At 34.7% G+C, this 12847-nt stretch carries 10 protein-coding genes, 1 tRNA gene and 2 rRNA genes (1 of these 13 cut by a window edge); 7 read left to right on the plus strand and 6 right to left on the minus strand.

Features of this window, described 5'->3' with window-relative positions:
- The 6 genes from OLM57_RS07300 to OLM57_RS07325 all read left to right on the plus strand — a co-directional run.
- A 23S ribosomal RNA gene (locus OLM57_RS07300) occupies nt 1-194 on the plus strand (it extends 2697 nt beyond the left edge of the window).
- 154 nt (nt 195-348) lie between these two features.
- Nucleotides 349-458: ribosomal RNA gene (gene rrf / locus OLM57_RS07305) — 5S ribosomal RNA — on the plus strand.
- A gap of 253 nt (nt 459-711) precedes the next feature.
- A complete protein-coding gene (locus OLM57_RS07310; protein WP_264563495.1) occupies nt 712-1116 on the plus strand; it encodes a secretion protein in 405 nt (134 codons plus the stop codon).
- A 493-nt stretch (nt 1117-1609) separates the two neighbouring features.
- Nucleotides 1610-1684 (plus strand) — tRNA-Val (locus OLM57_RS07315).
- A 147-nt stretch (nt 1685-1831) separates the two neighbouring features.
- Entirely contained in the window at nt 1832-3058 is a 1227-nt protein-coding gene (locus OLM57_RS07320) for a Glu/Leu/Phe/Val dehydrogenase dimerization domain-containing protein (protein ID WP_264566567.1), read from the plus strand.
- Between the two features lie 240 nt (nt 3059-3298).
- The gene (locus OLM57_RS07325; RefSeq protein WP_264566568.1) at nt 3299-4201 is read left to right on the plus strand and encodes an energy transducer TonB; all 903 of its coding nucleotides are present in this window, start codon (nt 3299-3301) and stop codon (nt 4199-4201) included.
- Nucleotides 4202-4563: 362 nt separating this feature from the next.
- On the opposite strand, the gene OLM57_RS07330 is transcribed toward OLM57_RS07325, so the two are convergent.
- Complete coding sequence (locus OLM57_RS07330; protein ID WP_264566569.1) at nt 4564-4959, minus strand: ExbD/TolR family protein; 396 nt, start codon at nt 4957-4959, stop codon at nt 4564-4566.
- A 3-nt stretch (nt 4960-4962) separates the two neighbouring features.
- Nucleotides 4963-5658 carry a MotA/TolQ/ExbB proton channel family protein gene (locus tag OLM57_RS07335; protein ID WP_264566570.1) on the minus strand — a complete coding sequence of 232 codons (696 nt, stop codon included), beginning with the start codon at nt 5656-5658 and terminating at the stop codon, nt 4963-4965.
- A gap of 129 nt (nt 5659-5787) precedes the next feature.
- Between OLM57_RS07335 and OLM57_RS07340 the strand changes: the two genes are divergently transcribed.
- Nucleotides 5788-7023: a bifunctional folylpolyglutamate synthase/dihydrofolate synthase gene (locus OLM57_RS07340; protein ID WP_264566571.1), complete on the plus strand. Its 1236-nt coding sequence runs from the start codon at nt 5788-5790 to the stop codon at nt 7021-7023.
- Between the two features lie 40 nt (nt 7024-7063).
- On the opposite strand, the gene OLM57_RS07345 is transcribed toward OLM57_RS07340, so the two are convergent.
- The 4 genes from OLM57_RS07345 to OLM57_RS07360 form a co-directional block, all read right to left on the minus strand.
- Nucleotides 7064-8041 (minus strand): MlaD family protein, encoded by a 978-nt coding sequence (locus tag OLM57_RS07345; protein ID WP_264566572.1) that lies wholly within the window; start codon nt 8039-8041, stop codon nt 7064-7066.
- A 3-nt stretch (nt 8042-8044) separates the two neighbouring features.
- Entirely contained in the window at nt 8045-8821 is a 777-nt protein-coding gene (locus OLM57_RS07350) for an ABC transporter ATP-binding protein (protein WP_264566573.1), read from the minus strand.
- A 1-nt stretch (nt 8822) separates the two neighbouring features.
- The gene (locus OLM57_RS07355) at nt 8823-9635 is read right to left on the minus strand and encodes an MlaE family ABC transporter permease (RefSeq protein ID WP_264566574.1); all 813 of its coding nucleotides are present in this window, start codon (nt 9633-9635) and stop codon (nt 8823-8825) included.
- 414 nt (nt 9636-10049) lie between these two features.
- Nucleotides 10050-12803, minus strand: coding sequence for an AsmA family protein (locus tag OLM57_RS07360; protein WP_264566575.1), 2754 nt, complete (start codon nt 12801-12803; stop codon nt 10050-10052).
- Between the last annotated feature and the right edge of the window lie 44 nt (nt 12804-12847).

Here is a 12847-nt window from a genome sequence, read left to right on the forward strand (position 1 = left end):
CTGTTGTTCCGCCAGGAGCATCGCAGAGTAGCTACGTTTGGAAGGGATAAGCGCTGAAAGCATATAAGCGCGAAACCCACCACAAGATGAGATTTCTTTTAAGGGTCGTGGGAGATGACCACGTTGATAGGCTATAGATGTAAAGGCAGTAATGTCATAGTCGAGTAGTACTAATAACCCGTAAGCTTATGTACACCTTTTCCCGAGCCGCAAGGCTCGGGGAGAAACTTTCTAATAAAATACTTTTTATATTCTTTATCTCAGTATGTTACGATATTATTGCAATTACGAATTCAGAATTATGAATTACGACTTGCAGATAATTGCCCAAAGCAATTATAACAACCTTAAGGTGGTTATTGCGGCGGGGCTCACCTCTTCCCATCCCGAACAGAGTAGTTAAGCCCGCCTGCGCAGATGGTACTGCAGTTATGTGGGAGAGTATGTCGTCGCCTTTCTTTTTAAAAACCCTTCATCCTATCGATGAGGGGTTTTTTGTTTTGAAGAAGGTTTTAAATAAAAAAACTCAAAAACTCAAAGAAAGAACTATTCTAAATTACCTCGAATCTGTACTAAATTATCTCAAGAGTCAATACATCGTTTTCGTGTAGTTAAAATAGCAGTTGTATTGGAAAATACAGTTGCATTTTCAATGGAATTAGGATACTACTTTAGCCATAGAAATTATTACTAATTTAAAACAGCAGTATTATGAAAACGATTTTAAAACTTAGTCTAGTAGTATTAGTAGCGATGACTACCATGAGTACTTATGCAATCGATGGTGATTTTTTACTAAATGTAAAAAAAGGAACGGGTAAAGAAATTAGTTTTTCTGTAAACCAGATTCAAAAAGCCAATGTGACGATCTATGATAAATTCCACAATGTAATCTATAGCGAAATCGCCACCGGAAAAGGGGGTATCTTGAAAACCTATAGTCTTGAGGAATTTCCTGATGGCGTTTACTTTTTGGAAGTGGAAACCAATCTTAAAAAAGTGACACATGAAATCGTGATTGCTAATCAAGCGACCACTTTGTCGAGAAAATCAATCGCCGAAGTTTACAAAGGAGAATTGAAAATGAAAAACCAAAACGTGGCTACAACCAATTAATTGGGTTGCTGTTTAGGACACAATACTTACTTCGAAATTATGAAAAACAGCTCTTCTTTGAGCTGTTTTTTTGTTTATAATGTAAAACGGAATTAAACTATAAAGAGGTTGTGAAAACGTAATTGCATGAGGGATGGGAACGGCATCCCACACTTTTGGGTGTGGATACAGTGGACAGCCCGACCGCGTTGCCAACAAAAAAGTTCTTACCAAGATGAAATGGTGTGCAACGGGGGCATGCCAAAATTCTAAATTTAATTATTCATATTTCTTGATTTCTTGGTTTTTTTAATAGTTAAATGTATTTATTTTGTTTTAATTTATGGTTGTTTCCTTTTTTGGATTGATTTAAAAGTATAATTGATTAGATATTAGGTATATGTGTATTTGATTAAAATAAAAAGTAAAATTTATTAAAAAATATTTTGCACATGCGGAAAAGTAGTCTATATTTGCACTCGCAATAAGGAAATGAAAATTACTAAATTGTTAAGGGCGATTAGCTCAGCTGGTTCAGAGCACCTCGTTTACACCGAGGGGGTCGGGGGTTCGAACCCCTCATCGCCCACAAGACAAACTCCATTAGAAATAATGGAGTTTTTTTATGCTTTATTTTTAAATAATTTTTACTATTGTTTGAAAAAAAATAACTCTAAATGCATATTTCGCATAAAACCTTTATTATATTTGTCATAAATATACATATCACAACAATATGAAAGATTTATTAAATAAATTTGAAAACAAAGCTCCTGAAATTGTATTCAACTGGAAAGATTCTGAAACCGAAGCTGAAGGTTGGACAGTGATAAACTCTCTTCGTGGTGGTGCGGCCGGTGGTGGAACCCGAATGAGAAAAGGTCTGGATATGAATGAAGTTTTGTCATTGGCCAAAACCATGGAAGTAAAGTTTACCGTTTCTGGACCAGCAATTGGTGGAGCTAAATCTGGAATTAATTTTGACCCCAACGACCCTCGAAAACAAGGAGTACTTCAACGTTGGTACAAGGCAGTTTCTCCTTTGCTAAAGAGCTATTATGGAACTGGTGGTGATTTGAATGTTGATGAAATTCATGAAGTAATTCCTATGACCGAAGAATGTGGTGTCTGGCATCCGCAAGAAGGTGTCTTCAACGGTCATTTTAAGCCTACAGAGGCAGATAAAATTAATAGAATAGGTCAATTGCGTCATGGAGTTATTAAAGTTATTGAAAACCCAAAATTCTCTCCCGACGTAACCAGAAAATACACAATTGCAGATATGATTACCGGTTTTGGAGTTGCTGAAGCAGTACGCCATTATTATGATATCTATGGTGGTTCTGTAAAAGGGAAAAAGGCAATTGTTCAAGGATTTGGGAATGTAGGTTCGGCTGCTGCATTTTATTTGGCCGAAATGGGAGCCAAAATTATTGGAATTATAGATAGAGACGGAGGATTAATGAACGAAGAAGGATTTACTTTTGAAGAGATAAAAACACTTTTCCTAAATAAATATGGTAATAAATTGATTGCAAATAATATGATTCCTTTTGAAGAAATCAACGAAAAGATTTGGACGATTGGAGCCGAAATATTTACTCCTTGCGCTGCTTCTCGATTGGTTGCACAAAGTCAGATAGATAGCTTAATAGCCAATGGTCTTGAAGTTATTTCATGCGGAGCTAATGTACCTTTTGCTGATACTGCCATTTTCTTTGGACCTATAATGGAAGATGTAGATCGTAAAGTGAGCTTAATTCCAGATTTTATTTCTAACTGCGGAATGGCTCGAGTTTTTGCTTATTTCATGGAGAAAAAAGTACAAATGACCGATGAAGCTATTTTTACAGACACTTCAGAAACAATAAAAAAAGCCATTGCAAAAGCACATGATTTGAATATTTCAAAAAAGAATATTAGTGCTACTGCCTTTGAGATAGCTTTAAAGCAGCTTACATAAAAATTATATTTCAATGGTTAAAAACGGATTGAACAGCTTTAAAAACTGTTCAATCCGTTTTTTTATGTAAAAAGTTCAATAAAAAATAAAATGCTAAAACAAATTAATCTCTAAAAAACAATTGCTAAGGTTAAACGTGCAGTTATAGTTTGTTTTTAATTCTAGGCAGTTTTTTATTGTTGACAATTTTTAGTACTTTTCAACGTTTTTATAAATACAGTTTTTAATTCAATTTTCACAATGAGTTCTACATTTTCCAACGATCAAAAGAAATCATTAGTTCTATCCATACTCATTTACGCATCCTTATTGCTACTCTTGTTTTTTATCCGTTTTTGGCCACCTGCCAATCTCGAAGAACTGGTAGGCAGTGGTGGAGGAGGAGGTGGCGTTACCCTAAACTTTGGTGATAGTGATTTGGGGTCTGGAAAAAATACGCAAAGCGAGATTCTGAATGTACAAAACCAAGCCAAACAAGTTGCTGCCAAAAGCACTCCTGACGAAGCTATTTTATCTCAAGAAAATGCCACCGAGGAAAGTGTGGTTATCCCTCAAAAAGAAAGGCCCAAAAAAACTGAAGTTGTTGTCAAAGAAACACCAAAACCCGAAGTGGTTAAACCAAAAGTTTCAAACTCTACTAATGACGCCTTGGCTAGTATTTTAAAAGGTTCTAACAAAGGTGGGGACGGCGATGACAAAACCGCTGGCAACAAAGGAAAATCAAATGGAAGTTTGGCAGCTACGGGTTATTACGGTACAGGAGGAACGGGTGGTGGAACAGGCGGAGGCAATGGTACCGGAAACGGTATTGGCAACGGCAGCGGTTATGGTCCAGGGAGTGGTGGAGGCTCAGGCGGAGGGACTGGAGGCGGTTCCGGCTATTCTCTTGGTAATAGAAAAGCGCTCACTAAACCTGCGCCCAAATACACTTGCAACGAATCTGGTAAAGTGGTTGTAGAGGTTTCTGTTGACCGAAACGGAAATACCATCAACGCTGTTCCAGGTACAAAAGGCACGACCAATACTGCAAAATGCCTGCTGGACCAAGCCCGAATTGCAGCGATGAATACCAAATGGGACGCCAGCAGTGACGCTCCCGAAAAGCAAATAGGCAAGATTATTTATAATTTCAATCTGAATTAGGAGCAGCTCTTTTTTGAATTCCATCGACAGTTGTCCTGCTATCCGCTGCAATCTTGCTTATCCCGTAAAAAAAAACGGGACAATCAAGGATTTTTACTACTATCAGGGCTAGTTTACACGTTTAGTTTTTCAAAAGATATTTTATAAAAAACTTCCTCTTTGTCTATATTCCAAAACTTTAATTAATAGTCAATAATTTCTTGTGTTTTTGATAAAGTGCGTGAGGGATAGAAGCAAGCTACCGAAGTAGCGCGGATTCCCGATAGCTATCGGGAGACCGCAATGAAAAAATGGGGCGACTCTAGATTGTCTAAAGTAGCCCCATTTTTTTATTGTGGTCACGCCCAACTAATTTTTAAATTTTACTTTGGACTTGTGGCAATCACGAACTTTAAGTTGTTTTTCACTCCTATTTGCAATACATCAACTAAATCCTGTACCTGTAAATTGAATGGAATCCGTACGATAACGGTTTGGTCTTTTTGCGTATTCATTTTGGACATCAAAGTCGTTTCTAGTTCCTCAAAAGGAACGGGTTCCTTGTCGATATAGAATTTTTTGTCTTCGGTGACGGATAAACTAATATATTGTTTGTTGGTTTTTTCATTGGTTTTTGACTTTGGCAAAGTCATCTTAATCACATTCGGATTTGCCAACGTTGAGATAATCAGGAAAAACAGCAACAAAAAAAACATGATGTCACTCAAGGAGGATGTGGCTACTTCGGCGTGAAATCTTCTTTTTCTTTTGATAGACATGATTTATGCTTTTTGAATAATGTTCACGAATTCCAATATTTGCTTTTGTACTTTCAAAGCATAATTATCGATTTTTCCGTTCAATAAATGGTAAGCGCTGTAGGCAATGATACCAACGATCAGTCCTGAACCGCTACTGATCATTTTTTCGTACAAACCTCCTGAAATATTACCAATACTGATATTTTCGGTTACAGAGATGCTGTAAAAAATCTTGATTACCCCAGATATTGTTCCGATAAATCCTAACGTTGGTGCTATACCAGCGATGAGACCCAATTGACCCAGATGTTGTTCCATTTGGGCAATTTCGATATCGGCGGCACGATCCATATTCGATTCAATTTCGGCAATGGGGCGACCAATTAATAAAATTCCTTCTTTGATTACATTTCCTGAAGCGGTATTGGTTCTCTCGGTGATGGAACGCGCCAAATCAAAGTTCCCTGCAGTAAGATGATCGCGTATGTCTCGCATCAAAAGCGGATCTACTTTGGACACTTTATGGATGAACAAATACCGTTCTATAATTATATAAAAGGTGTAAAATAATAAGATTGCAATAGGAATTAAAAAAAATCCTCCTTTAAGTATAAACCCCAAAACGGAGATTTCAGTATTGGGTGCTATTTTTTCGATAACAACATTGGATGCAGCGTTGGCAAGAGTATCGGCTTGTAATTGTATGAAACTAAACATATATTATTTTGGGTTTATAATCATTAATTCTAAAAATTATTTCAATTTTGTATAAAATACTTTTCACTGTAATATTAAACTAAAAAAAGTGAAAATTATTTCAATTTACAACTATTTTATCAAATAATAATGAACTATCAAGAAACCACAAACTGGATGTTTAATCAACTTCCGATGTATCAATTGCAAGGGGCTTCGGCTTATAAAAAAGACTTGACCAATGTAAATTTACTGGCGGAGCATCTTGATAATCCTCAACAAAAATTAAAATGCATTCATGTTGCGGGTACGAACGGTAAAGGCTCTACGTCGCACATGTTGGCTTCTGTCCTACAAGAAGCGGGATACAAAGTGGGACTATACACTTCTCCACATTTAAAAGATTTTCGGGAACGCATCAAGATTAACGGTGCCGAAATCTCCGAGACTTTTGTTTGTGAATTCATTGAGAAACACAAATCCTTTTTTGAAGAAAACGACATGAGTTTCTTTGAAATGTCGGTTGGATTGGCTTTTGACTATTTTGCAAAAGAAAAAGTAGACATTGCCGTTATCGAAGTGGGATTGGGTGGAAGATTGGATGCAACTAATATTATTACGCCATTGGTTTCGGTAATTACAAACATCGGAATCGATCATGTACAATTTCTCGGTAACACTTTGGAGTCTATTGCAACCGAAAAAGCGGGAATTATCAAACCTGGAATTCCTGTAGTTATCGGCGAATATACTCCTGAAACCCATACTGTTTTTTTAGAAAAAGCTTCGACAAATAATTCTCAAATTTATTTTGCTTCTGATTTGATTTCAGAAACATTTCCTTCTGATTTACTTGGGGATTATCAAGATCACAATAAAAAAACGGTTATTCAAACCATTGCAATTTTAAACGAGCAAACTGATTTTAAAGTGAATGAAGAAAATGTAAAATCGGGATTATTTAATGTGCTAAAAAACACTGGATTACTTGGACGATGGCAACAATTGGGCGAAAACCCAAAAGTGATTTGTGATACCGCTCACAACAAAAACGGTCTAGAAATTGTTTTGAAACAAATACAAAAAGAGACTTTTGAACATTTGCATATTGTGTTGGGAGTTGTCAATGACAAAGAATTGGATGAAGTATTGCCGCTGTTCCCTAAAAATGCAACGTATTATTTTTGTAAACCAAATATTCCACGTGGCTTGGATGCTGTTTCATTACAAGAAAATGCTTTGCGATTTTCATTAGTTGGAAATGTATATGAATCGGTAAATGAAGCATTCAGCACTGCACAAAAAAATGCTTCTAAAAACGATTTTATCTATGTTGGAGGTAGTACTTTTGTAGTGGCTGAGTTGCCATTAAATAAAATTTTTTAAAATCATTTATTGAATGTAAAAAGCTCCTTGTAAGAATCGGTTATTTTTGAGAAGCGGCTTTTTTAGCCTCTTTTTCTTTATCTTTAAAATAACCTCTCAACAAAAAATTGCTTTGGGCTGCCTTAAGATCTTCGTCTAATTTTTCGGAACTGCTTTCTAGATTCTCAATAGTTCTTTTCAAACTGGCTCCTGATTTTTCATCATGTAACAAAACTCCAATAGTTGAATTAGGATTAGCACTAGCTTCTTTAAGATTATCCATAAATACATTGGCTGATTTTGTCATCTTTTGTAATTCTAAAACTGATTTTTTAATCGAATTAAAAACGATGGTGTCGGTAACCAAATCATTCCCCAGAGTACCTTTTTTATTTAATTTCGAGCTATATTCATTAAGTGAAGCAATAAGTTTTTCAGACTTTACAGAGGCTTTATTGAGCGATATAGCTATTGAATTAATGTTGTCATACATAGCATCATCGTTTAACAATTTTCCAACAGTTCCTTCATTTGTTGTTAGCTTATGACTTATTTTTTTAAAATCGGTTGTTATTGCTAGAAGATTTTCATTGTTTTTCTGTAAAGTAATCATCATATTCTCTGTAGAATAGGTGCTTCCTACAAGCAAAGTATCTCCATCCTGTACGGTTGCGGAATTTGCAGTTCCACCATAAATAATAACTACTTTATTCCCTATAAGACCATCAGTACCTATTTTAGTATTAGCATCTTTAAGAATAAACTGCTGTGCGCTTTCTTCAATAGCTAAAGTTACTAAAACATTCCTGCTTGGATTGATTCTGATATTCTTTACTTTCCCAATTTTCACACCAGAAAGCCAAACATTTGCTCCTGTTTGCAATCCGTTTACTTCGTCAAAAACAGTAACTAATTGCATTTTCTTTTTGAAAGTTTCATGAAGATTACCCACCATCAGAATCCCTGCCAAAAGAAATATTAATCCTATGAAAATAAATAGACCAACTAATATATTGCGTTTCCTTGGTGATTCGTTCATAACTTAAAGTGTAAAATTATAGGAATAAAATTGTTTTATCTGTTCTTCTTCTGTTTTGAAAACTTCTTCAAATGTTCCCGTTTTCAAAAATTTTCCATCAAGCAACATTGCGATACGTTCACAGGTGCTCTTTGCACAAGTAAGATCATGTGTAATAACAATGGAACTTGTTTTATATTTCTGTTGCATCTCAACAATGAGTGCATTTATTTCAATACATGTTACTGGGTCTAAACCCGCCGTAGGCTCATCATACAGCATTATTTCGGGTTTTAATATGAGTGTTCTGGCGATACCCAATCTTTTTCGCTGTCCTCCCGAAAGCTCTTCGGTACGTCGCTCAATTTTATCTAATAGACCTACTGCATCGAGAGCTTCTTCCACAGCATCATCAACTTGTTTTTTGCTAAGGTTCTTTACATTCATCGTTAAAGGAAAAGATAAATTGCCATATACGCTCATGCTATCGTATAAAGCGCTATTTTGAAAGGAAAAACCTATACGCAGTCGTAATGCATTTAATTCCTTTTGGTTTAATCGATCCAGTTGCTGGCCAAATATTGTTATAGTACCTCTATCTGGTTTTAATAAGCCTACCAAAAGCTTTATCAAAACGGATTTACCAGTTCCTGATTTGCCTAATACTGCCAAATTTTCGCCTTTTTGCAGCGTTAAATCGACGCCCTTTAAAACGTCAAGTTCATCAAAAGATTTATACAAACCTTCAATTTTTATAACCGCATCTCCGCTATTGCCATATTGAATTTTCTCTTTCTCCATATTAAAAATATCTAATCCAATTAACAATCTGCACAATGATTAACTCTTCGAGAAAAATTAGGAACATAGCCAATATTACCGCCTGATTCGTTGCTTTACCAACACCACTTGTGCCATTGGAGGCAAAAAAACCTTTATAACAGCTAATAATTCCAATGGTAAATCCGAAGACTATAGATTTTGTAAGCGATGAAAAAAGATCTAAAAATGAAATGTTCGAAAAAGCATTGGTGTAAAACACTTGCAGGCTTGTCGCCTCTTCAGTAGAAACATTGTAATAAGAACCTAACAATCCTATACAGCTGCAATAAAACGAAAGGATGGGAATAGAAATGCTAGTAGCCAAAACTCGAGTAACGACGAGATATTTAAAGGGATTAATTGCTGATACCTCCATCGCATCAATTTGTTCCGTTACTTTCATAGACCCTAATTCAGCACTAATGCTTGACCCAACTTTACCAGCACAAATTAGCGAAGTGACTAATGGTCCCAACGCTCGCACAATAGCAATTCCCATTAATGACGGCAACCATGATACTGCTCCAAAATTTTCTAAAGACGGCCGAGACTGTTTGGTAAAAACGATACCAATGATAAAGCCTGTCATTGTTATTAGAGAAAGTGATTTTAATCCAATCTCAAAACATTGATTAATAACTTCCCGAAAATGGAAGGGGGAAGTAAAAGCTTCTTTAAAAAAACGAAGTGCAAATTGATATCCTTTATAAATACCTTCAAAATAGGAATCAATTTTTTTTGAAAACAAATATTTTCTGGCTCCTACTCTAGTCATATTTTTTATTTTTTCCATTTATTGCGCAAGAGTTAGAATATTTATATTCTAACGAGAGCCTATAAAACATTTACAAACTAAAAGATTCACAACTTATAAACTTATAAAAAATTATTACACACATCTTATACTTTAGCAATTTACTTTTACAAGATTCCTACTAAAAATGTACTGAAATTTTAAACGATATAGACATTTGTTAACAAAGAACAAATAGCATTATTATTGTTTTGAAAACACTAAATTACGAACAAATACTCTGCAAAAAATTTACTTCTTACTGATATTTATTATGAATTCCTTTTCTATGCCCATTTCCGGAAGTTTTATTCTCACTACGTACAAAACAGAATCTGGACATTTTAGATTTCTTTAATTCGGCAATTTATATTGAATGACAAAAATAGAAATCAAATCTAAAATTTCTATTCTTTATTCAGTGTCTTGAGTTTCCTCGATTTCATCGCCTTTTCTGCCCACTTTCACTTTCGGATTGTCCTTGGTTCCTGTGACAGTTAACGGTATTCCAATAATGCCCAATGGAGGTAAACCCAGTCTCATTTTTATATTCAACTTACCGTCAAGGCTTGACGTTCCTTCTATCCTTGGCCTGAAACCTGCAAATTTGAATTTGAATCGTTCAATGGTAATAATGTTATTTTTTACGGTTGTTTTAATATCCACTTTAGACAATTCAGGGTTTTTGATGGCTTCATGATCCGCAGTTTTGCTCACGGCACTAAACATTTTCATTCCTTTCAGTTTCACATCTTTTATAGAGAGAATACCTCCGCCAATTAAAGAAGGATAAACAGGCATCATTTGTTGGTTCAGCCTGCCTTTTATTTTATAATCCAACGAAACAATTCCCTCAGCATTTTCGGCGGCACTAGCCATTTCCTTAAACATTTTTACTTCTTTGTAGGCTCTTTTAATATCAAAATCCGTGGCTTTGATACTGTATTCAAAAACAGCTTTTTTAGGATTTATTCCTTGATAAGCAGCATTCATTGCAACATTACAACCAATTAAATTGAATCCTGTATTTTGCATTAGCATTTTACCGCTTTTCATTTTAACTGCGCCTTTGCAGTCTTGTAACATAAGTCCCTGATAATTTATTTTGTGGGCTGTCGCATAAAATTGCAAATCAAAATTGGATGGAATAAGAATTACGCCCGTTTCTGGAGCAGTAGCTTGAGGAGCCGTATTGGACGATGTTGCGGTATTTGTAACTGGAGCTGTCGATGTACTGGACATAAACTCATCGACATTGATGTATTTTGAATTTAAAGTAAACGACCCTCTCAAAACTCCATTTTTGGAAGCCATAAAGTTGAATACATTTTGCAAATACCCATTCAATTTAAAATCGGATTGACCATATGATGCCAAAAATGTATTGAAAGACATTTTATCCTGATTGAATCTGAAGATCCCTTCTTTTATCAATAATGATTTTGGCAAGTATTCTGTAGCGACATTTATATTTCGAAGTTCAAGCGTTCCCTTATTATGTAAACGACTATAATTTCCTTTTTCGGCATCGCTTTGAATTCCTTTCAATTGCAAATCGGCTTTGATAAAACCGTCTACATCCAATCCTTTTTGAGAAAATACTTTGTAGATTTTGCTAATGTTTAATGTTCCTTTGGCAGTGATGTCATAATTCAAATCATCAAAATTTTTCAAATCGGCTTCGACCAAAAAAGGTTCCCCTTCAAAAGTAAAAGTTGCCGGTTTCAACACCACCGAAAGATCCTTGTAAGTTCCTTTTTTATCTGAAATCGTGGTATTGACATTGATATTGGTTATTGGATTTGGGTAATATGGTGTTTTTACAAAACCATTATTCAAATTCAATATTCCATTTGTAATTGGAAAAAGTCCTTGTTTTTGGTCGTATTTACCTTTTGCTTTTACATCGGCAATTAGCTTTCCTTTCAATTCAATGTCAGAAATTCCTAAAGCACGATTCAATTTTTCCAGATCAATATTAGAATTCAAAACCATATCTATCTCCGGAGTGGTCAACCCATTCATTTTCAATTGGGCTTTTAATTGATTTTTTTCTACGTTTAAAGAAATGTTTCGTGCATTCAAATCTAAAAGTTCCGGATTCAAAGACGCCATTTTCGTACTGATATCCATATTTAAATTTGAAACTGGAAAAGCACTTTTTTTATAATTTACAAATCCGTCTTTCAATTTAAAATCTAAACTTAAATCGGGAGCTATGTTTTGCGAAGCAATATATTTTCCTTTAAGCATAAAAAGCAAATCGACATTTCCTTTCAATTCGGTATCTTTCAGCCAAGTAACGTATTTAGGAGGAAAAGCGGTGAACAGATCGTTTAGGTTACTCTTGTTTGATTTTATTATAAAGTCAATATCATAACCATCCTTCAAAAAATCGAATTTTCCAGTAAAATCAACCAAAAGTTTATTGATAAAAAGGTCATTTTGCTCAAAAATAAATGACAGCGAATTGGTATTTATTTTAGTAATCAAATCCCCATCCACTTTTTTGTTCATTAAATAGGGTTCGTTTTCATAAATGATATTTAGCTTTTCAATTTTGGCTTTCGAATGCAAAGCAAAAATAGCTTGACTTAAATCTCCGTTTCCTAAATAATTAAACCCTAATGCATCGATATGCACTTTGGTCGATTGATCGTCATAAATTATTTTACTGTTAGTGATTTCAATTTCCTCTAATTTTAATCCCGTTTCTTCCTTCTCTTTTTTTGTTGCAGTTTCTGGCTCGGATATGTAAACATTATAATTGGCTTCTCCTTTTTGGTTCACTTTGACATTAATCAATGAATTGGAAAGAAAAATTTGGTCTATTTTTATAGCTTTACCAAAAACGAGACTACTCAAATTGATTCCAAAAGCAACCTCATCCGCAGTAACAAATTTTTCTTTTTGAAAAGGAGCCGATCCGTTAAGACTAAAATTGTTTAAAGTCAATGTCAAGGATGGAAAATGAGTAAAAAAGGAAACATTGGCATCCGAATAATTCAGTTCTCCGTTTAATTTTTCATTAGCCGTTTTCTTTACCTGTTCCCGAATTTTATCCGAAAAAACAAAAGGGGTAATAAACATCAACGCCAATAAAACCACAAGGGTAATTCCTGTATATTTTAAAATCTTAAAAAAGATTGATTTGTAGTTGATTGCCATATGTTTTTTATATGAAGTTAAACAAAATATTGGATGCTTCTTAT

Origin of the sequence: Flavobacterium sp. N3904, assembly GCF_025947305.1 — a bacterium.
GTDB lineage: Bacteria > Bacteroidota > Bacteroidia > Flavobacteriales > Flavobacteriaceae > Flavobacterium.

Excerpts from the sequence above, each read along its gene's own strand:
- OLM57_RS07310 (WP_264563495.1), top strand. The coding sequence starts at position 712 with ATGAAAACGATTTTAAAACTTAGTCTAGTAGTATTAGTAGCGATGACT.
- OLM57_RS07320 (WP_264566567.1), top strand. The coding sequence starts at position 1,832 with ATGAAAGATTTATTAAATAAATTTGAAAACAAAGCTCCTGAAATTGTA.
- OLM57_RS07325 (WP_264566568.1), top strand. The coding sequence starts at position 3,299 with ATGAGTTCTACATTTTCCAACGATCAAAAGAAATCATTAGTTCTATCC.
- OLM57_RS07330 (WP_264566569.1), bottom strand. The coding sequence starts at position 4,959 with ATGTCTATCAAAAGAAAAAGAAGATTTCACGCCGAAGTAGCCACATCC.
- OLM57_RS07335 (WP_264566570.1), bottom strand. The coding sequence starts at position 5,658 with ATGTTTAGTTTCATACAATTACAAGCCGATACTCTTGCCAACGCTGCA.
- OLM57_RS07340 (WP_264566571.1), top strand. The coding sequence starts at position 5,788 with ATGAACTATCAAGAAACCACAAACTGGATGTTTAATCAACTTCCGATG.
- OLM57_RS07345 (WP_264566572.1), bottom strand. The coding sequence starts at position 8,041 with ATGAACGAATCACCAAGGAAACGCAATATATTAGTTGGTCTATTTATT.
- OLM57_RS07350 (WP_264566573.1), bottom strand. The coding sequence starts at position 8,821 with ATGGAGAAAGAGAAAATTCAATATGGCAATAGCGGAGATGCGGTTATA.
- OLM57_RS07355 (WP_264566574.1), bottom strand. The coding sequence starts at position 9,635 with ATGGAAAAAATAAAAAATATGACTAGAGTAGGAGCCAGAAAATATTTG.
- OLM57_RS07360 (WP_264566575.1), bottom strand. The coding sequence starts at position 12,803 with ATGGCAATCAACTACAAATCAATCTTTTTTAAGATTTTAAAATATACA.